The following is an 18,920-nucleotide window of genomic DNA, read 5'->3' as shown; positions in this document are numbered from 1 at the left end:
TCAGCGCCCGCCCCCATCACCGCCGCCATCCTCGCCCCGCGCGATGGCGTCGGCCTGGGGCGCCTGAAGCGCTTCACCGGCGTGCTGGCGCACGGCGGGCGGCACGAACACTTCCGCGCCATCATCCATATAGATGCTGGTGGAGGGGAAGGCGAAGCCGGTTCCGGCCTCTTCCACGATGCGCTTGACTGCGAAGGCCAGCTCTTCCTTGAGCCGCAGCCACTCGCCCCAATTGGTGGTGTGAGTGAAGCAGTAGAGCAGATAGTCGATGGAGGACGGACCAAAACTGTCCACCCGCATGAAGGTCGCCACTTCCGGCGGCTTGGCGAATTCGGGATGGGTCAGGATGAAATCGAGCACCTGATCGCGGATGTATTGCAGTTGTGCGGTGGTGGTCTTGTACTCCACCCCGATGATCCAGCGGATGCGCCGGTGGGTCATGCGGGTGAAATTGGTCACCGCATTGTCGGCCAGCTTGGAGTTGGGCACGAAGACCGGGCTTCGATCGAAGCGCCGGATCAGGGTGGAGCGGAAATTGATCTGCACCACCGTACCTTCCACCACCCCGTCCACCTGGATCCACTCGCCGGGCACGAAGCGCTTCTCGGTCAGGATGAGGATGCCCGCAATCAGATTGCGGAACAGGTCCTGGGCTCCCAGGCCGATGGCGACGCCCAGAAGGCCGAGGCCGCCCAGCACCGGCGCGACGGGAATGCCCCAGATCTGGAGGGCGGCGGCCGCGCCGATGACGATGAACAAGACGCGCAGGAATTTGGCCAGCCAGTCCACCATCACCGGCGTCAGCGCATCGCGCAGCGGCGTCATGAGATGGCTGAGCGGCATGATGGCGTTATGCAGCGCCCAGAACAGAGCAATGATCACCAGCGTCTCGACCACCTGCGTCCCGTCCACCGGCGCAGAGTCGGCATGCAGGTCCAGAATGGTGAAAGCGATATAGACCCCGATGATCACCGGGATCAGCTTCACCGGGCCTTTCAAGGCGGCGATCAGCTTCCCGTCGAGCTTGTTGTCTGTGCGTTCGGAAAACGCGATCAGCCGGCGCAGCACTACATGGGAGAACAGCCCGCGCACCATGAAAGCCAGCGCCAGAACGCCTATGGCGATCAGGCCGTCGCCCACATTGTACCCGGCGAAGCTGGTCTGCCAGACCCGCACCACGATCTCCCAGAGCGTCTCAGCCCCTGTGATCAGACCGTTATCGCCAGCTTCTGTCATGCCGCCCGCTCCCGTGTCGTATCAAAGGTGACGTCAGGCCATTTTTCCTGCGAGTAGCTGACCTCCCAGGCCGATTTGGCCAGAAATACCAGCGCCCCGTCGATATCCTCGGCGATGGCCGTCTTGTGGCGGTCGATGAAGGCGTCGAGCTTGGCCGCGTCTCCTCGGATCCAGCGCGCCGTCTCGAAGGGACAGGGCTCGAACACCACCTCGATGCCGTATTCATCGGCTACGCGCTGGGCCATCACATCGATCTGCAGCGCACCCACCGCGCCGATCACAAACTCCCCGCCGGTCTGCAGGCGGAAGAGCTGGGTGACACCCTCTTCAGCCAGCGATTCCAGCGCCTTTTTCAGGTGCTTGGCCTTGAGCGGGTCTTTCAGTCGCGCCCGGCGCAGGATTTCCGGCGCAAAGTTGGGAATGCCAGACACGCGCCACTTGCCGCTCTCTGACAACGTGTCGCCCACGCGCAAGACGCCATGATTGGGCACGCCCATGACATCGCCTGCGAAGGCTTCGTCGGCGATCTCCCGGTCGGAGGCGAAGAACAGGATCGGATTGGCCACAGTCAACTGCTTGCCGCTATCGGTCTTCAGCTTCATGCCGCGCCGGAACGCCCCCGAGACCAGACGCACAAAGGCCACCCGGTCGCGGTGATTGGGGTCCATATTGGCCTGCACCTTGAACACGAAGCCGGCCACTTCCTTGCCGCCGGGCTCCAGCGCATCCGACGGTCCGCTGGCCGCCTGGGGCTGGGGTCCGGGCGCAATCTCGGCGATGGCGTCGAGCAGTTCGCGCACGCCGAACCGGCGCAGGGCCGAGCCGAAATAGACCGGGGTCAGATGGCCCTCGCGGAAGCTCTGGTCGATGAAGGGCGCGCATAGTTCACGCGCCACCTCCGCGCCTTCGCGCACCTCGTTCAGCTCTTCCGCCGACAGAGCCGACGTGATGGAATTGGATGTCAGATCAAAGCGTTCGCTGGGCTCAGTCTCCTCATCATCGGCGCCGGGACGGCGGTAGAGGATAAAGCTGTCGCGCTTCAGATCCGCCACGCCGCGAAAACGCTGGCCGGAGCCGCACGGCCATTGCATGGGCGCGGCGTCCAGCGCGAGCTTGTCCTGTATATCGTCGAGGAGGTCGGTGACCTCCATCGCTTCGCGGTCCATCTTGTTGATGAAGGTGATGATCGGGATGTCGCGCAGGCGGCACACCTCCACCAGCTTGAGCGTGCGCGGCTCCACGCCCTTGGCCGCGTCCAGCACCATGATGGCGCAATCAGCCGCTGTCAGGGTGCGGTAGGTGTCTTCGGAGAAGTCTTCGTGGCCGGGCGTGTCGAGCAGGTTGAACAGCAAGCCGCGATAGTCATAGGTCATCACAGAGGCCGAGACCGAAATGCCGCGTTCACGCTCGATTTTCATCCAGTCCGAGCGCGTGCGCCGGTTCTGGCCGCGCGCACGCACCTGTCCGGCCAGACGGATGGCGCCGGCTTCCAGAAGCAGCGTCTCGGTCAGCGTGGTCTTGCCCGCGTCCGGGTGAGAGATGATGGCGTAGGTGCGCCGGCGCGCCCATTCGGGCCCGGCTGAAGCGGCGGTCATGGATGATCCCTAGCGGTTAGCGTCCCGCGAGGTAACCGAGGCAGAGCACGCTTTCAAGAGCACAGGGGCCGGGAAACCCCTTCAGGCCGCTTGCGCGTCCTTGCGCAGCTTCATGAAGCGCATGGCCCTTCCAGCGCTTTCCGCGTCCAGATCGTCATAAGCCTTGCCCAGATCGCGCGCATCGGTGAAGGCGTGCTCGCCCGCGCCGGCGCGCAATACCGCCACGGTCACGAACAGGGCTTTGTCCAGTCCCGCCGCCTTGCAGATCAGGGCTAGCCCGTCCGGGCTGTCATGCTCCAGCGCCCTGCGCGCGGCGGTGTAGTCCACTCCGGTCATCTGCGCGAAGCCGGCGGCGAAATGAACCCGCTTCTTCTCGCGCAGGAGACGGACCAGAAGCCCGCCATCGAGCTCCTTGCGCATGGCCTTGGCGGCGATGAAGCGGCGCGCTTCGGCGAGTTCCTTGTCTTCAGCCATGCGCGAAGACAAACGCTGGCGGGAAGCGGCGAGCGCGGCTTCGAGCACGCCGGGCTCGAGACTGTCAAAGCGCGACATGATCTTGTCGCGCAGATGGTTTTCCACCACCAGCATGAGGTCGTTGAGGAGGTCTGCAGGCGTGTCGGCGCGCGCCACAAGCGGCGCCTGAAGGTCTGGACTGGCCTCGGCGCGCCGGGTCACCGCTTCAAACGCCTCACGGTTCAGGCGCGAGCCGGGATTATTCACCAGAGCCTTGACCGCGCGGTCATCGCCACGCTCCACAATGGCGCTGGACAGCTTTTCGCCCAGCCCCTCACGGCCCGCCACGGCGCGAATATGATCCTGGCCGCGCTCATGGACGATGGTGATGAGATCCTCATCCTTCAGGACTTTAGAGCGCGACAGGATCGGCCCGGCCACCTCGATGGCGTCACGCGCCAGCTGCAAGATCAACCCGCGCGGCGCCAAGGCGCTGTCGGCGAACCGCTCTGCCAGTTCGGCGCGCGCGCTATTTGCGGTCTGACTGGCTAACGCCTGAAGCACCGCATCAAACTCGGCCTGCACCTGGCCCGCAGGCGCGGGTTGTTCTTCAAAGAACAGATCGGTCACCTCGCGCAGCAGCGCCCGGCGCCGCTCGGAGGATTTCTCCCGCGCCAGATCCGCCAGCTTGTTCAGACGCGACGAGACAGGCATGCGCGCACAGCTCCTGAGGAAACACCCATCCAGCCTGACAGGGCCGGGTAAAGAAAGCGTGGCGCGCTGAAGAAGGCGAGCGAAAACCCGCGCCAGGATTGCCGGAGCGTTAACCCCCGGCGAGCCCGGCGCCCGACGGTCGGCGCTGCGGCGCAGGACGGGCCCGGTCTGAGGCCTCCAGCGCTTCAAGCGCGGCGCGTTCACGCGCATTGGGCGCGCGCTCGGCGGCGGCGTCTATGCGCGCGATGATGGAAGGCGACAGCCCGGTCACCGAGCCGGGCGAGAAGCGGGCCGGCGTCACTGCGCCCAGAATCGCACAACCGCCTGGACGATCAGGGAAAGCCGGGCGCCAGCTCCAGGCCGCACACCCCTCATTGAGGGCGCAGACCGCGGCGCAGGCGCGCGCGCTCAGCTCAGCCAGCCCGTCCGGACGGTCGATCAAGGGACCGCGCCGCTCATAATCAGCCATCACCGCGCCCAGTGGGCCGGCGGGCGATGCGCCCAGCAGAATCAAAGACAGGATCAGGCTGTTCATGACCCGATCCTGCCTGTTCATGCGTTAGGATTTGATTGCCGGACCTCAGGCCGCCTTGGCCAGTGCTGCTTCGGACAAGCGCTCGCGCGCAAGCTCGTCGGCGATCTGGTTGGCCGGACGGCTTTGGCTGGCGGCGGTGTCGATGATCTCGCCCAGCGTGGACTTGAGCGTTTCCAGCTTGCCACTGACCCATTTGGCGTCAAAGCGCGCGTCCAGCTCGCCCATCACATTGATGATGCCGCCAGCATTGATGACATAGTCGGGCGCATAGAGAATACCGCGCTCCATCAGAGCCTTGCCCATATCACGCGTTTCCAGCTGATTATTGGCCGCTCCGGCCACGATCTTCACTTTCAGCCGCCCGATGGTGGACGGATTGATCACCGCACCCAGCGCGCACGGAGCGAACACATCGGCGTCCACGTCATAAATGGCGTTCGGATCAGTCACGACCTGAGCGCCCAGCTCGCGCGCCAGCGCCTCCAGGGGATCGGCCTTGATATCCGTCAGGAACAGCTCAGCTCCGGCTTCGGCCAGATGGCGGCACAGATAGGCGCCCACATGGCCCGTGGCGCCCTGCACCGCAATGCGAACTCCATTGAGATCGGCTTTGCCCAGGCCGCGTTCCACGCAAGCCTGTATGCCCATGAAAACGCCGCGCGCCGTCACCGGAGAAGGATCGCCCGTGCCGTCCGGCAGACCGACCACATGGCGCGTGGCGCGGCGCGCCGAGACCATGTCCGCAGGAGACACGCCCACGTCTTCGGCCGAGATATAGGCGCCGTTGAGCGATTCCAGCGCGCGCCCGAAGGCCTCAAACAACGCTTCGCGGTCAAACTCGCCCTCGGGGCGCATGATCACGCTCTTGCCGCCGCCAATGGGCAAGTCCGCCATGATGTTCTTGTAGCTCATGCCCTGGGACAGGCGCAGCACGTCGGTGAGAGCCTCGGCGGAGCTGGCATAGCTCCACATCCGGCACCCGCCCACGGCCGGCCCGCGTGCGGTGGAGTGCACCGCCAGTATGGCCTTCAGGCCCGTTTCCGGGTCAGCGGCGAAGAGAATTTTCTCGTGATCATCAAAGGCGGGATGTTCAAACACGCTCATGGGGGAGTCCTTCAAGCGGCGAAACCGGAACAAGGCGGGGAAACATCAAACCGCCGCCGCTTCTTGATGTCGGCGGGTGCGGACTGACGTCCCCGGTAATCTGCGCGGGCGGGATACAGGGCGCGCCCGTGTGGCGCAAGCCTTGGGCTCTGCTGGGGAATTGTCCGGTCAAGCCTGTCCGTCAAGAATGCTGCGAATGCGTATCCGCAGCCAGGGCAAAAGCGCTTGATCAAACCACGGGTTACGCGCCAGCCACGAATTATTACGCCAGCTGGGATGCGGCATCGCAATAAAGTCAGGCAGATACATTCGCCAGTGCAATACCGTCTGTGTCAGGGTCCGTCCGGCCCGCTCACCCAGATGCCAGCGCTGGGCGTGAGCGCCCACAAGCAAGGTCAGGCGCACATCAGGCAGGGCGCGCGTGAACCGGTCTTGCCACAAAGGCGCGCACTCGCGCCGCGGCGGCCGGTCCGCGCCCTTGCTGTCGAGGCCTGGAAAGCACAGCCCCATGGGCGTAATGGCGATGCGCGAGCCATCATAGAACTCGGCTTCGCTCACCCCCATCCAGTCTCTGAGCCGGTCGCCGGACGGGTCCGTGAAGGGCCGCCCGCTGGCCTGAACCCGCACGCCGGGCGCCTGTCCGATAATGCGGATGCGCGCGGCTGACGCGCCTTGCACAACGGGCCTGCAGGGATGGGCCAGCGCTGCCTGACAGACGCGGCAATCGCGCGCCTCGGCCAGCACGGCCTCGAACGTCTCGCGCGCCTCAGACCCCGGCATCGGGCGCGGCTGGCGCGTCTGGAGCGATGGCGATTCGATAGACGCCCTTGAAATTCTCAGGGTCCACCGGCTTGCCCTTGCGCAGGATCACCACCCGGCCCTGACGGGCCAGATGAACAGCAGCGGCGCGCACATGGCGCATCCGCCCATGCCAGTCCTGGGGGAAAGCCTCGCGCGCGGCTTCGGACGGGCAAATGGATTTGCCAGACCCGCGCTGCTCGGCGAGGGTGAGAATCGCAGTTTCAATCCGGTCTTCACTCATGCCTCACACCCATATCCCGCCCCATGCGCCGTGACCACCGCCCATACTGGATGCATTCACTCTGGGAAGCGTTCGAGAACGCCTGGGCGAAGCGCTTCCTCACCCCCCATTTCGAGGCGCTGGGGCCGGACGCCAAGATCGTGCGGCCCTGGAATCTGGAAGTGTTCGGCCCCAATATCCGCGTGGGACGCGCCCTGCATGTGGTGACCCGCAGCGACCAGCCGGTCAGCTTCACCGTCTGGTCCCCGGGCGATGCGCAAGGCGCCATCACCATTGGCGATTGCTGCTTCTTTGCCGGCGGAGTGCGCCTTCTCGCGGGCGGATCCATCACCATCGGAGACGGCGCGCTGATCGCCAAGTCTGTGACCATCACCGATAGCGACTGGCACGGGGCGTATGACCGCATCGATCCGCGCCCCGAGAGCCGCCCGGTCACAATCGGTCGCAATGTGTGGATCGGAGACGGCGCGTTTGTGGGCAAGGGCGTCACGATTGGCGACAATGCGATTATCGGCGCGCGCAGCGTGGTCACCCGCGACGTGCCCGCCAACACGGTCGCCGCCGGCAATCCCGCCCGTCCGGTCAAGGCGCTGGACCCGGACGGGCCGTTCAAGACCCGCATGGATCTGCTGGGCGATCCCAAGGGCCTCAACGCCTTCATGGAGAACGCCTACAAGGACGCCCTGAAGGGCAATTCCACCCTGGGCTGGCTGCGCACGAAACTCTGGCCGAAGGCCGGTGACTAGCCGAACAAGACCATGGGCAGCGCGCCGATTACCGCGCCGGTCATCAGCGTGGCGAGCGTGCCCGAGATCAGCGCACGCGGCGCGAGCTTGAGGATGTCCTCGCGCCGGCTGGGCGCCACGGCGATCAGCCCGCCGATGAGAATGCCCACCGATGAGAAATTGGCGAACCCGCACGCGGCGTAGGTCATGATCAGGCGGGTGCGCGGAGACATGTCGTCAGAGAAGCGCGCCAGCGCGTCATAGGCGAAAATCTCGTTGAGCGCGGTCTTGAAGCCCATGATCGAGCCCGCCGTCTGGGATTCCGCCCAGGGCACGCCCGCCAGCCAGACCAGCGGCGCAAAAACCCAGCCCAGCGCGCGCTCCACCGTCAGCGGCGCGCCGAACACGTCCGGGAACCCGCCCAGCATGAAGTTCAACAGCGCGATCAGCGCGGTGAACACCAGCAGCATGGCGATGATGTTCACAAACAGGCGCACGCCGTCCGACACGCCCGTGGTCAGGGCGTCCATGGAGGAGTGGTAGAGATTGACCGGGATTTTCTCCTTGCCCGCTTCGCCGGCGGCCTCGTCCTGGGGGTGCATCAGACGAGCCAGCACCACGGCCGCCGGCACCGAGATCAGCGATGCGGTCAGGATATGACCCGCCGCGTCCTGCAGGACGCCCGAAAGCTGGCTGACATAGATCGCCATCACCGAGCCCGCCACGGTGGAGAAGCCCACCGTCATGATCAGGAACAAATCGGATTTCGAAATAGTGGGCAGGCGCGGCCGGATCAGCACCGGGCTTTCGGTCATGCCCAGGAAGATGTTGGCCGCCGCACCCAGCGACGCCGCGCCGGAAAGATTGAGGATGCGCCGGAACAGGAGCGCAAAGCCGCGCACGGCGAACTCCAGCACCCGCCAGCGCCACAACAGCGCGGACAGTGCAGACAGCACGATCACCATGGGCAAGGCCTGGAAGGCGAAGGAGAACAGAAATTGCTCGCCCCCCTCACGCACCACAAACGGGCTCTCGCCGCCGCCCAGATAACCGAACACGAAGCTTGTGCCCTGGGTGGTCGCGGCCTGCAGCACCTCCACCACGCCGGTCAGCGAGGACAGGAAAGCGCGTGTGGGCGCAAAGCTGAACAGGGCGACGGCGATGACATACTGGACTGCAACCGCGCCGGCGATCAGCGCCCAGGGGATGGACTTGCGCGGACCCAGCGCCCAGGCGATGGCCAGAAAGGCGAACACGCCCAGGAAACTGCGCGCCTGCAAGCCGAGGTCTTCGATCATGGCCGTATGCTTCCCCGCTTTATGGCGCGCGTGGCGCGCCCTCCCCGTCACCAAGCCGCAACATACCCAAACCGCCGCGCTTGGCCAGCCATGCTTGCCCGCGCCGCGCAGAGGCGCCATCTAGCGCCCATGACCGAACCGATCTGGACGCCCTGCATCAAGGTGTGTTTCGTCGATCCCGCGCACAAAGTGTGCGTGGGCTGTTTCCGTTCGCTTGAAGAGCTGGGCCGCTGGACGCGCATGAGCGACGCTGAACGCGAGGCGGTCAAACCGAAGCTTGAGGCAAGGCGCACAGCTTATGAGGCCGGTCACAAAGCCTGAGCTAGCCCCAGATCGCCGAGCGCATCATGTTGGCGGCCACCAGCGCCAGGCCGATGGCGAAGGCCTGTCTCAGGCGCGCAGCGTTGAGCCGGTGCGCGAGGGCCGCCCCCAGCGGCGCCACGAACACGGCGGCGGCGGCGAGAATCACAAAGCCGGGCAGGCTGACAAAGCCCAGCGAGAGCGGGGCGCGGCCCTCCACCGCCCAGCCAGTGACGATGAAGCCCAGCGCGGCGGGCGCGCCAATCGCCACGCCGAACCCGGCCGCCGTGGCGACCGCCTTGTGAATGGGTTTGCCGAACACCGTCATCAGCGTGACGCCGAACACGCCCCCGCCAATGCCCATCAGCGCAGATAGCACGCCGATAAAGCCCGCCAGTCCCGCTCGCCAGGGCTGGCCGGGCAGATCGTCGCCCAAGCGCCAGTCGCCGCGACCGAAGAAGAATTGCAGGCTCAGGATCAGCGCCATGATGGCGAAAATGAACACCAGGCCGCGCGTCGGGATGGCGCCGGCCAGCGCCGATCCGGCCAGCGCGCCCAGCACGATCCAGGGCGTCCACTGGCGCAAGACCTTGAAATCCACCGCGTCGCGGCCCGCATGGGCGGCGACCGAGCGCAATGAAGTGACCACGATCACCGCCAGCGAGGTGCCCACCGCGGCATGCATGGCGTGATCGGGATAGCCCAGAAGCTTGAGCGTGTAATACATGGCCGGGACCATCACGACCCCGCCGCCGATGCCAAACAGCCCGGCGATCAGCCCGGCAAAGGCGCCCACAGCCAGAAGCGCCAGGATGAAGGCTCCATAGGTCTCGATCATGCCGCCGCCCGCGCCTCCGCCACGGCGTCCAGCGCCGCCTCCACCACGTCCCAGCCCGCGCCAGGGCGGTGGGATTGTTCTGACAGGATCCGGCGCCACTGGCGCGAGCCCGGCAGGCCGGCGAAAAGCCCCAGAATGTGGCGCGTCATGGCGTTCAGACGCACGCCCTCGCTCAGGCGCGCCTCCATATAGGGCCGGTATGCTGCAACGATGTCAGAAGGCGTTCGCGCCTCAAGCGGCTCGCCATAGACGCGCACATCCACCTCGTTCATCAGGAAAGGCGTGTGATAGGCCGCCCGGCCCAGCATCACACCGTCCAGCCCCTCGCCCTCACGCAGCGCCTGATCGAGATCGGCCAATCCGCCATTGAGGATGATCTCCAGCTCCGGTCGCGCGGCCTTCAGCTCACGCACCAGATCATAGTCCAGCGGCGGAATGTCCCGGTTCTCTTTCGGGCTCAGCCCGTCCAGCCAGGCCTTGCGGGCGTGGACAATAAAACTGGTCACGCCGCTTTTCGCCACCGTCTCCACAAAGCCGAACAGGGTCTCGCGCGGATCCTGATCATCCACGCCCAGACGGTGCTTGACGGTCACGGGCACGCTCACCGCTTCGCGCATGGCCTGCAGGCAGTCGCGCACCAGTTCAGGTTCGCGCATCAGGCACGCGCCGAAGCGGCCCGATTGCACCCGGTCAGACGGGCAGCCCACATTGAGATTGATCTCGGCATATCCGAAACCTTCGGCGATGCGCGCCGCCCTGGCCAGATCGTCCGGGTCCGACCCGCCCAGCTGGATCGCCACGGGATGTTCGGCAGGGTCAAACCCGATCAGGCGCGCCGCATCGCCCCGCAACACCGCCTGATCCACCGCCATCTCGGTGTAGAGCAGCGCACGGCGCGTCAGCACGCGATGGAAGGCCCGGCAATGCCGGTCGGTCCAGTCCATCATGGGCGCCACGCAAAACCGGCGGTCAAGCGGTGCAGGGGTTACAGGGCGTGCGGTCATGGCGCGCCATGTACGCCGGAAGACAGGCAAGAGCAAATCAGCCTTGACGGAAGGCGAACCGGTCAGTCCAGCGGCGCAAAACCCTCCGGCCAGGCGATCTCTACACCTTCGCGGAATTCCGGCGGGCCGCTCGTGCGCAACTGGCACTCCTGCCACACCACCGTAGCGGCCGCATTGAGGAAGACAGAACTATTGCTGAGATTGCTTTTATGGGCGAATGCCGCCATGGAGTTGAGCATCTCGATCAGATATCCGGCCGCTTCCTCCGCCGGAGCGGGATCGGTCATCATGAGATAACTGTCTGGCAAAGGGGCTGATTTATTGCTCATCTGCATGACCTGCCCGGCGAAACAATCTGGCGTAACAACTAGTGGCAGCATGGATGTCAGATTGCACCCTTAAATGCAAGGGGCCGTTCCCCGGCGCGCTCATGTTGACTCCATGCAGGCCTTCACCCACTTTCCGCCGCCGCTGCGCCGGATGAACCGCGCATCGTTCCCGCGCCGCTTGTGAGTCGCTCCCGAAATGAACGTCGTTGTCGTTGAATCCCCGGCCAAAGCCAAAACCATCAACAAATATCTGGGCGCGGACTTCACCGTGCTGGCCAGCTTCGGCCATGTGCGCGACCTGCCCGCCAAGGATGGATCGGTGCGCCCTGACGAGGATTTCGCGATGGACTGGGAGGTCGATCCCAAGTCCCAGACGCGCATCAAGGCCATCGCCGACGCCCTGAAAGACGCCGATACCCTGATCCTGGCCACTGACCCGGACCGGGAAGGCGAAGCCATTTCCTGGCACCTGCTCGAAGCGCTCACCAAGCGACGCGCACTCAAGGACAAGCGTATCCAGCGGGTCGCCTTCAATGCCATCACCAAGAAAGCCGTCAGCGAGGCGCTTGAACGTCCGCGCGATGTGGATATGGAGCTGGTGGAAGCCTATCTGGCGCGCCGGGCGCTGGACTATCTGGTGGGCTTCACCCTGTCGCCGGTGCTGTGGCGCAAGCTGCCTGGCTCCCGTTCTGCGGGACGCGTGCAATCGGTGGCCCTGCGCCTGATCACCGAGCGTGAAGGTGAGATCGAGAGCTTCAAGGCTCAGGAATACTGGTCGGTTGAGGCCGACCTCGCCGCACAGGGCGCCCAAGGGGTGTTCCGCGCCCGCCTGTCACGCTTCGAGAACGAGAAGATCACCCGGCTGACCATCGGCGAAGAGACGCGCGCGCGCGCCGCCGAAGCGGCCATCCGCTCAGCAAGCCTGTCTATCGCCTCGGTCGAGGCCAAGCCGGCAAAGCGCAATCCGCCCCCGCCCTTCACCACCTCCACCCTGCAGCAGGAGGCGGCCCGCAAGCTCGGATTTGACGCCCAGCGCACCATGCGCGCCGCCCAGCGTCTCTATGAGGGCGTGGAAATCGGCGGGGAGACGGTGGGCCTCATCACCTATATGCGGACCGATGGCGTCTCGATGGATTCCGGCGCCGTGGCCGAAGCGCGCGCGGTGATCCAGAACGAGCATGGTCCCGACTTCGTGCCCGAGAAGCCGCGCTTCTACACCTCCAAGGCGCGCAACGCCCAGGAAGCCCACGAGGCCATCCGCCCCACCAGCTTTTCGCGCAGCCCGGACTCGCTACGCCTGGAAGCCGACCAGGCCAGGCTTTACGCCCTGATCTGGAAGCGGGCTGTGGCCAGCCAGATGGAAAGCGCGCGCCTTGAGCGCACCACCATCGATATCGAGAATGCTGACGGCTCGCTGGCCCTGCGCGCCACGGGCTCGGTGGTGGTGTTCCCCGGCTTCTTCGCCCTCTATCAGGAGGGCCGCGACGATGAAGAGGATGAGGGCGAGATGCGCCTGCCCGCCGTGCGCCAGGGCGCGGGCGCGAAAGCGGAACAGACCTTCGCCGAACAGCACTTCACCCAGCCGCCCCCGCGCTATAGCGAGGCCTCGCTGGTCAAGAAAATGGAAGAGCTGGGCATTGGCCGGCCGTCCACCTACGCCTCCATCCTGACCGTGCTGCGTGATCGCGATTATGTGCGTATGGAGGACAATCGCTTCGTGCCCGAGGACAAGGGCCGGGTGGTGATCGCCTTCCTGGAAAACTTCTTCAAGCGCTATGTGGAATACGATTTCACCGCAGGACTGGAGGACCAGCTCGACAAGGTCTCGGCCGGCGAGCTGGACTGGAAGGAGTTGCTGCGCGCGTTCTGGCGTGATTTCTCCGCCAGCGTGGAGGGGATCGCCGATCTCAGAGTGGGCAATGTCATCGACGCGATGAATGTGGCCCTCGAACCGCTGATCTATCCCCCGCGAGAGGACGGCTCCGACCCGAGGATATGCCCGTCGTGCAATGTGGGCACGCTTTCGCTGCGCCTGGGCAAGCATGGGGCGTTTGTGGGCTGCTCCAACTATCCCGACTGCCGCTATACGCGCCCCCTGGGGACCAGCGAAGCGCCCGCCAGCGCCAATGGCGACGGCGCCCTTGGCGAGCATCCGGAGACCGGCGCGACCATCTATCTCAAGGACGGCCGCTTTGGTCCCTATCTGGAAATGCAGGTGCAGGGCGAGGACAAGCCGAGGCGCGGCTCCCTGCCCAAGGGCTGGAGCCCGGCTGATCTGACGTTTGAACAGGCGGTCAAGCTGATCGACCTGCCGCGACTGGTCGGCCTGCACCCCGAAGACGGCGAGCCCATTGAGGCGGGCATCGGGCGCTATGGCCCGTTCGTGCGCCATGGTTCGACCTACGCCAACCTACCTAATGCCGAAGAGGTGTTCGAGGTGGGGGTGAACCGCGCGGTGGACCTGATCGCCCAGAAAAAAGCCGGGCGCGGCCAGCGCGGCGGCGCGGGCGCAGCGCCCTTGAAGGAGCTGGGCGAACACCCGTCCGAGGGCGGTCCGGTTCAGGTGATGAGCGGGCGCTATGGCCCCTATGTGAAGCATGGCAAGATCAATGCGACCTTGCCGCGCGGCGCCGATCCGCAAGCCATCACAATGGATGAAGCCGTCATCCTGATCGCCGAGAAAGCGGCCAAGGGCGGCAAGAAGGCTCCGGCGCGCAAGGCGGCCAAGAAACCGGCGGCGAAAAAGCCTGCCGCCAAGAAGGCGCCAGCCAAGAAGTCGGGCGCCAAGAAAGCCCCCGCAAAGAAAACCGCCAAGAAGGATGCGTCTTGAGCCGCGACCCCTATGAAGAGCACGGGTTCACCCGCAAGGGTCTGATCGAGGCGGTCAAGCTTGGCGAGGGCCGGTTCACCAAGCGCGAGCTGGCCCGGGCGCTGGGCCTGTCGGGCGACCAGAAACGCGCCCTGAAAGACGCGCTGCGCGAACTGGAAACCGAAGGCGCGATCCGCAAGACCGGCGCAAAAGCCTATGACCTGACCGGAGGCCTGCCCGCGGTCAGCGTGCTTGAGGTCTATGACCGCGATGTGGACGGCGAGTTTCTGTGCCGCCCCGTCAAGGCCGAGTTGCAAGGCCCGGTGATCCGCCTTGTCCCTGAAAAGAAATCGGGACGCTCGCGCCCGGCAGGGGTTGGCGACAGGGTGCTGGCGCGCCTGACCCCGGACGAGGAAGGCGGCTATGACGCCGAGGTGATGCGTGTGCTGGGCCAGGCCTCCGAGCGCATATTGTGCGTCCTGCGCCAGTCCGGTCCCGGCGAAGCCCGCCTGGTTCCCGTGGACCGGCGCGCGCGCCATGAACTGGTGCCGGCGCGCGGAGAGACCCGCAAGGCCAGTGACGGTGATCTGGTCAGCGTGCGCATCGCCTCTGAACGCCGCTTCGGGTTGAAGACCGCGGTCATCGAAGAGGTGATCGGTTCGGCCAATAGCCCGCGCGCCGGGTCCATCATCGCCATGGCCGAACATGGCGTGCCGGACGGGTTTTCAGATGCCGAACTCAAGGAAGTCGAGGCTGTCCGTCCTGTCAGCATGGGCCGGCGCACCGATCTGCGCGACGTGCCGCTGATCACCATTGACCCCCAGGACGCGCGCGATCACGACGATGCGGTCTGGGCTGCGCCTGACGAGGATCCGGCCAATTCGGGCGGCTGGATCGTGATCGTGGCGATTGCGGACGTGGCCGCCTATGTGCGCTGCGGCTCGGCGCTTGACCGGGGCGCGCGCAAGCGCGGCGTGTCGGTCTATCTGCCCGACCGGGTGGTGCCCATGCTGCCCGAGCGGCTGTCCAATGATCTGTGCTCGCTCAAAGAAGGCGAGGAGCGCCCGTGCCTGGCTGTGCGCATGGTGTTCGACCGCGACGGCGCCAAGAAGGGCCACACCGTCATGCGCGGCTGGATGCGTTCGGCGGCCAAGCTGTCCTATGAGGAAGCCCAGGACGCGATAGACGGGCGCGGCAAGGGCAAGGCGGAAACCCTGCTTGAGGACGTGCTGAAGCCCTTGTGGGGGGCCTATGGCGCGCTCAGACGCGCCCGCTCGCGGCGCGAACCGCTGGAGATCGACGCGCCTGAACGCAAGATCGTCATCGGCGAGGACGGCTCGGTGCAAGGGGTGAAGCTGCGCGAGCGCTTCGACGCCCACAAGCTGATCGAAGAAATGATGATCCAGGCCAATGTGGCCGCCGCCGAGGCGCTGGAAGACAAGCGCACGCCCCAGATCTATCGCATCCACGACGAGCCGGGCACGCAGAAGCTGGACAATCTGGCCGAGTTCCTGCCCCAGGTGGGCCTGAAATGGGCGCGCGGCGACCGGGTCACGCCAGCGCGCTTCAATGTGGTGCTCAAGGCCGCCGAAGGCTCCGAGCACTATGAGACTGTCAACGAGGTGGTGCTGCGCAGCCAGTCCCAGGCGGTCTATGACGTCAATAATATCGGCCATTTCGGCCTCAATCTGGGGCGCTATTCCCACTTCACATCGCCGATCCGGCGCTATGCGGACCTGACCATTCACCGCGCCCTGATCCGCGCTTACGGGCTGGGCGATGACGGGCAGAGCGACGAGGAGCGCAGCGAGCTGGAAGCCATCGCCGAGGAAACCAGCGCCAATGAGCGCCGCGCCATGGCCGCCGAGCGCGATGCGGTGGACCGCTTTATCGCCAGCTGGCTCTCTGCGCGCACAGGCGGGGAGTTTGACGGGCGCATCACCGGCGTCACGCGCTTTGGCCTGTTTGTACGCCTGGATGAAACAGGCGCGGACGGGCTGTGTCCCATCTCCCAGCTGGGCGAGGAGTATTTCGCCCATGACGAATCCGCCCATTCCCTGATCGGGCAGAAAACGGGCGGACGCTTCCGGCTGGGCATGCGCGTCAAGGTGCGTCTGGTGGAAGCCACGCCCGTGACGGGCGGGCTGATATTCGACATGCTGACGCCTCCCGAACCGGGCCGTCCCGATCAGGGCCGCGGGCACGCCCGCTCAGGCTCCAGAGGATTTGAGCGGCGCGGGCGCGGATCCCAGAAGAAAAGCCATGGCCGACGCAAACGCTAGACCCCGCCCTGCCCCGCCCGGCGCAACAGCGCCGGTGCAACGCCCGCGCCTGGCCGCCTCCCTGATTCTGACGCGCGCGCGCCAAAACGGCTCGGTGGAAATCCTGTTCGGGCGGCGCTCGGGCGGGCATGTCTTCATGCCGCAGAAATATGTCTTCCCCGGCGGGCGGGTGGACCGTACTGACGGCTACGCCCCGCTGGCGCGCGAAGTGCGCGAGGAGGTTCAGGCCGTGCTCACCCGGGTGCTCAGCGAGCGCCGCGCCCGAGCCGCAGCCGCAGCCGCCTTGCGCGAGACCGCCGAAGAGACCGGCCTTCTGCTGGCGCGCCCTGGAACCATCGAGCGCCCCCGCCCGGCCTGGAAGCCGTTTGCAGATGCGGGCGTCAAGCCGGACGCCGCCGCGCTGGATCTGGTGGCGCGCGCCATCACCCCGCCGGGGCGCACGCGCCGTTTCGACGCCTGGTTCTTCCGCGCCGACGCCGATCAGGTTCATGGCGAGGCGAGCCTCTCCGGCAATGGCGAGCTGGAGGATTTGCGCTGGGTGGCGCTGGATCAGGCGCGCCATCTCGACATACCGATCATCACCCGCTTCGTCCTGTCGGAACTCGAAGCCCATCTCGACGGCAAGCGCGCTCCAGTGCGCTGTGCGCGCGTCACCTCCAAAGGCCCCAGGGTGGATGAGGTATGAGCGCGCGCGCAATTGATTTCGCCGCCCTGGTGCTGGCCGATCCCCATACAGGACGCCTTGCCCTTGGCCGCAATGACGGCTCTCTGATCGTACCGTGCGTGCGGCCTGAACGCGGCGATGGCGCTGGCGCTGCGCCGGCCCTGCCGCGGGTCTGGCTGGGGGCGGCGGAAATCCGCTCTGGCGCATTTCAGGATGCAGCGCTGCGCGCGCTGTTCGAGTACCTGGGCCAGCTCATCGCCCGGCCTGCGCCTGCTGATGCGGTGCTGGCCAGGGACGGCGGCTGGAGCCGCATGGCGCGGCACGGGCTGATGCCCGACCGGGCCGCTCTGCGTTTTCTGGGGCGCGCGATTGATCCTGCGCACATGCCACGGCGGCGCCATGTACGCGTGTTCTCCGCGCCGCTCAGCGCCGTCTCCAATTCGCTCAAGCGCCGCGGCTGGTGCGAGCGCCTGGTCTGGCTCACGCCGCAATCTGCCGGGAGCCTTGACGATCCGTCCCTGGAACCTTTCCTCGCCCACGCCCTGACAGACCCGGACACAGCACCGGTCAAGGTGACATTTCGGGCGGGACAGCGGCTTATCCAACCGCTAGAGCGTGATCTGACCTGACTGCGTCAGGCCACACGCTCCTAGTCTATGAACCGGAGCGCAATTTATCCGAAAACCGGTTCCCACTTTTCGGATTGCGCTCTATAGCCGCGCCATCATGGCACTGCGTTTTCTCACCGATCCGGCTCTGGGCCGAACCCGCTCCTTATGCGCAGCGATCCTGTGCGCGGCCATGGCCGGGTGCGGCTTCGGCCTGCTGATGCCGCTGGTGGCGCTCAATCTGGAAGCCATGACCGGATCCGGCGCGGTGGTGGGGCTCAACGCCGCCGCTGCGGCCCTGTCCACCATCGTGGCCACCCCCCTGATCCCGCCCTTGCTGGCGCGCACGCCGCCGCGCCTGACCATCGTGGCCTGCGCCGCGTTTACGGGCGTGGGCATCATTGCCTTCCCCTTTCTGCCTGATGTGGTGGTGTGGTTTGTCCTGCGCTTCGTGATCGGGCTGGCGGTCACGGTGATCTTTGTGGCCAGCGAGACCTGGATCAACCAGCTCGCCAAACCGGAAAGCCGGGCGAGCCTCCTGGCGGTCTACGCCACCGTTCTGTCCGGCGGGTTCGGGTCCGGCGGCATATTGCTCGCCGTGCTGGGCGCGCAGGGCTTCGCGCCCTGGATTGCAGGCGGGGCGATCTTCCTTCTGGGCGCCGTTCCGCTCCTGCTCCTACGCGGGCCGGAACTGGAAGCGCCTGACCGGGCCGAGGCCGGTCCGCTGGCGCTGTGGAACGCGGCGCGCCTGGCGCCGGTGGCGATTCTCGCCGGCTTTGTATTCGGAGCGCTGGAAACCAGCGTGTTCGCTCTGGTCCCGGTCTATGCCGAGCGGCTGGGCTTCACCGAAACCGTGGTGGGCTTGCTGGTCGCCGTGGGCGCTCTGGGCGCCATCACCATGCAGATCCCCATCGGGCGCTTCGCTGACCGGGTCGGCCGGCTGACCACGCTGCGCCTGATCGCGGCGGCGGCGGTGGTGCTGGCGCTGCTGATCGCCCTGTCGGGCGCGCGGCTGTGGGCGCTCTACCCGATGATCTTCCTCTATGTGGGGGTGGCGAGCGCCTTCTATACGGTGGGCCTTGCCCTGATCGGCGAGCGGGTGCGGCCCGGACAGCTGGCCAGCGCCAACGCCGCCTTCATCTTCGCCTATGGCATGGGTTCGCTGGCCGGACCGGTCAGCGCAGGCGCAGCCATGGACGCGTTCAATCCCTGGGGCATGCTGGTCGCCCTGGCGCTGTTCGCCGCCGCCTATCTGGTGATCGCGGGCCGTTCGCGCGAGCGCTGAACCTCAAGGCTCACAAGCATTGACACCGGCGCGCGCGTGCGTATGTTCCGCGGCTCGAAAGCGCCGGAGCCGTCTCCGGCGCGCCATCATTTCTGACCG

The 18,920-nt window shown here is 66.1% G+C and carries 18 protein-coding genes; 7 read left to right on the top strand and 11 right to left on the bottom strand.

Going from position 1 to position 18,920, the window contains the following annotated elements:
* From F1654_RS12575 to F1654_RS12545, 7 genes are all read right to left on the bottom strand, one after another.
* The gene (locus tag F1654_RS12575; RefSeq protein WP_150023901.1) at positions 1-1,236 is read right to left on the bottom strand and encodes a mechanosensitive ion channel family protein; all 1,236 of its coding nucleotides are present in this window, start codon (positions 1,234-1,236) and stop codon (positions 1-3) included.
* Entirely contained in the window at positions 1,233-2,831 is a 1,599-nt protein-coding gene (locus tag F1654_RS12570; protein WP_150023900.1) for a peptide chain release factor 3, read from the bottom strand. The genes F1654_RS12575 and F1654_RS12570 overlap by 4 nt, the downstream gene beginning before the upstream one ends.
* Before the next feature lie 81 nt (positions 2,832-2,912).
* Complete coding sequence (locus tag F1654_RS12565; protein ID WP_150023899.1) at positions 2,913-3,998, bottom strand: DUF2336 domain-containing protein; 1,086 nt, start codon at positions 3,996-3,998, stop codon at positions 2,913-2,915.
* A 109-nt stretch (positions 3,999-4,107) separates the two neighbouring features.
* Entirely contained in the window at positions 4,108-4,533 is a 426-nt protein-coding gene (locus F1654_RS12560; RefSeq protein WP_150023898.1) for a PAN/Apple domain-containing protein, read from the bottom strand.
* 45 nt (positions 4,534-4,578) lie between these two features.
* Positions 4,579-5,637 (bottom strand): Leu/Phe/Val dehydrogenase, encoded by a 1,059-nt coding sequence (locus F1654_RS12555; protein ID WP_150023897.1) that lies wholly within the window; start codon positions 5,635-5,637, stop codon positions 4,579-4,581.
* A 168-nt stretch (positions 5,638-5,805) separates the two neighbouring features.
* Positions 5,806-6,417 carry a uracil-DNA glycosylase family protein gene (locus F1654_RS12550; protein ID WP_150023896.1) on the bottom strand — a complete coding sequence of 204 codons (612 nt, stop codon included), beginning with the start codon at positions 6,415-6,417 and terminating at the stop codon, positions 5,806-5,808.
* A complete protein-coding gene (locus tag F1654_RS12545) occupies positions 6,404-6,679 on the bottom strand; it encodes a DUF3253 domain-containing protein (protein ID WP_150023895.1) in 276 nt (91 codons plus the stop codon). Before F1654_RS12545 ends, F1654_RS12550 begins: the two co-directional genes overlap by 14 nt.
* A gap of 23 nt (positions 6,680-6,702) precedes the next feature.
* Between F1654_RS12545 and F1654_RS14130 the strand changes: the two genes are divergently transcribed.
* Entirely contained in the window at positions 6,703-7,425 is a 723-nt protein-coding gene (locus F1654_RS14130) for an acyltransferase (protein WP_150023894.1), read from the top strand.
* On the opposite strand, the gene F1654_RS12535 is transcribed toward F1654_RS14130, so the two are convergent.
* Complete coding sequence (locus tag F1654_RS12535) at positions 7,422-8,702, bottom strand: NupC/NupG family nucleoside CNT transporter (RefSeq protein ID WP_150023893.1); 1,281 nt, start codon at positions 8,700-8,702, stop codon at positions 7,422-7,424. The two genes, F1654_RS14130 and F1654_RS12535, sit on opposite strands and share 4 nt — an antisense overlap.
* Positions 8,703-8,831: 129 nt before the next feature.
* On the opposite strand from F1654_RS12535, the gene F1654_RS12530 reads away from it, so the two are divergent.
* Entirely contained in the window at positions 8,832-9,023 is a 192-nt protein-coding gene (locus tag F1654_RS12530; protein ID WP_150023892.1) for a DUF1289 domain-containing protein, read from the top strand.
* Between the two features lies 1 nt (position 9,024).
* On the opposite strand, the gene F1654_RS12525 is transcribed toward F1654_RS12530, so the two are convergent.
* From F1654_RS12525 to F1654_RS12515, 3 genes are all read right to left on the bottom strand, one after another.
* Positions 9,025-9,840 carry a sulfite exporter TauE/SafE family protein gene (locus F1654_RS12525; protein WP_150023891.1) on the bottom strand — a complete coding sequence of 272 codons (816 nt, stop codon included), beginning with the start codon at positions 9,838-9,840 and terminating at the stop codon, positions 9,025-9,027.
* Positions 9,837-10,844, bottom strand: coding sequence for a tRNA dihydrouridine(20/20a) synthase DusA (gene dusA / locus F1654_RS12520; RefSeq protein ID WP_150023890.1), 1,008 nt, complete (start codon positions 10,842-10,844; stop codon positions 9,837-9,839). The genes F1654_RS12525 and dusA overlap by 4 nt, the downstream gene beginning before the upstream one ends.
* Before the next feature lie 62 nt (positions 10,845-10,906).
* Entirely contained in the window at positions 10,907-11,224 is a 318-nt protein-coding gene (locus F1654_RS12515) for a hypothetical protein (protein ID WP_150023889.1), read from the bottom strand.
* 145 nt (positions 11,225-11,369) lie between these two features.
* Between F1654_RS12515 and topA the strand changes: the two genes are divergently transcribed.
* From topA to F1654_RS12490, 5 genes are all read left to right on the top strand, one after another.
* Positions 11,370-14,003, top strand: a complete 2,634-nt coding sequence (gene topA, locus F1654_RS12510) for a type I DNA topoisomerase (protein ID WP_150023888.1) — start codon at positions 11,370-11,372, stop codon at positions 14,001-14,003.
* Entirely contained in the window at positions 14,000-16,264 is a 2,265-nt protein-coding gene (gene rnr, locus F1654_RS12505) for a ribonuclease R (RefSeq protein ID WP_150023887.1), read from the top strand. The genes topA and rnr overlap by 4 nt, the downstream gene beginning before the upstream one ends.
* The gene (locus tag F1654_RS12500; RefSeq protein ID WP_150023886.1) at positions 16,245-16,949 is read left to right on the top strand and encodes an NUDIX domain-containing protein; all 705 of its coding nucleotides are present in this window, start codon (positions 16,245-16,247) and stop codon (positions 16,947-16,949) included. The genes rnr and F1654_RS12500 overlap by 20 nt, the downstream gene beginning before the upstream one ends.
* Positions 16,946-17,557, top strand: a complete 612-nt coding sequence (locus F1654_RS12495; RefSeq protein WP_150023885.1) for a hypothetical protein — start codon at positions 16,946-16,948, stop codon at positions 17,555-17,557. Before F1654_RS12500 ends, F1654_RS12495 begins: the two co-directional genes overlap by 4 nt.
* Before the next feature lie 97 nt (positions 17,558-17,654).
* The gene (locus F1654_RS12490) at positions 17,655-18,821 is read left to right on the top strand and encodes an MFS transporter (protein WP_150023884.1); all 1,167 of its coding nucleotides are present in this window, start codon (positions 17,655-17,657) and stop codon (positions 18,819-18,821) included.
* The last annotated feature ends 99 nt before the right edge of the window (positions 18,822-18,920 follow it).

The organism is Alkalicaulis satelles (assembly GCF_008630495.1).
Taxonomy (GTDB): Bacteria; Pseudomonadota; Alphaproteobacteria; order Caulobacterales; family Maricaulaceae; genus Oceanicaulis; species Oceanicaulis satelles.
The sequence above is the reverse complement of the archived record's forward strand: the minus strand, read 5'-3'. Positions and strand labels throughout refer to the sequence as shown.

Coding starts and splice junctions, on each gene's coding strand:
- F1654_RS12555 (WP_150023897.1), bottom strand. CDS start 5,637: ATGAGCGTGTTTGAACATCCCGCCTTTGATGATCACGAGAAAATTCTC.
- F1654_RS12570 (WP_150023900.1), bottom strand. CDS start 2,831: ATGACCGCCGCTTCAGCCGGGCCCGAATGGGCGCGCCGGCGCACCTAC.
- F1654_RS12515 (WP_150023889.1), bottom strand. CDS start 11,224: ATGCTGCCACTAGTTGTTACGCCAGATTGTTTCGCCGGGCAGGTCATG.
- F1654_RS12535 (WP_150023893.1), bottom strand. CDS start 8,702: ATGATCGAAGACCTCGGCTTGCAGGCGCGCAGTTTCCTGGGCGTGTTC.
- F1654_RS12575 (WP_150023901.1), bottom strand. CDS start 1,236: ATGACAGAAGCTGGCGATAACGGTCTGATCACAGGGGCTGAGACGCTC.
- F1654_RS12545 (WP_150023895.1), bottom strand. CDS start 6,679: ATGAGTGAAGACCGGATTGAAACTGCGATTCTCACCCTCGCCGAGCAG.
- dusA (WP_150023890.1), bottom strand. CDS start 10,844: ATGACCGCACGCCCTGTAACCCCTGCACCGCTTGACCGCCGGTTTTGC.
- F1654_RS12550 (WP_150023896.1), bottom strand. CDS start 6,417: ATGCCGGGGTCTGAGGCGCGCGAGACGTTCGAGGCCGTGCTGGCCGAG.
- topA (WP_150023888.1), top strand. CDS start 11,370: ATGAACGTCGTTGTCGTTGAATCCCCGGCCAAAGCCAAAACCATCAAC.
- F1654_RS12490 (WP_150023884.1), top strand. CDS start 17,655: ATGGCACTGCGTTTTCTCACCGATCCGGCTCTGGGCCGAACCCGCTCC.
- F1654_RS12500 (WP_150023886.1), top strand. CDS start 16,245: ATGGCCGACGCAAACGCTAGACCCCGCCCTGCCCCGCCCGGCGCAACA.
- F1654_RS12495 (WP_150023885.1), top strand. CDS start 16,946: ATGAGCGCGCGCGCAATTGATTTCGCCGCCCTGGTGCTGGCCGATCCC.
- F1654_RS12525 (WP_150023891.1), bottom strand. CDS start 9,840: ATGATCGAGACCTATGGAGCCTTCATCCTGGCGCTTCTGGCTGTGGGC.
- F1654_RS14130 (WP_150023894.1), top strand. CDS start 6,703: ATGCGCCGTGACCACCGCCCATACTGGATGCATTCACTCTGGGAAGCG.
- F1654_RS12560 (WP_150023898.1), bottom strand. CDS start 4,533: ATGAACAGCCTGATCCTGTCTTTGATTCTGCTGGGCGCATCGCCCGCC.
- F1654_RS12530 (WP_150023892.1), top strand. CDS start 8,832: ATGACCGAACCGATCTGGACGCCCTGCATCAAGGTGTGTTTCGTCGAT.
- F1654_RS12565 (WP_150023899.1), bottom strand. CDS start 3,998: ATGCCTGTCTCGTCGCGTCTGAACAAGCTGGCGGATCTGGCGCGGGAG.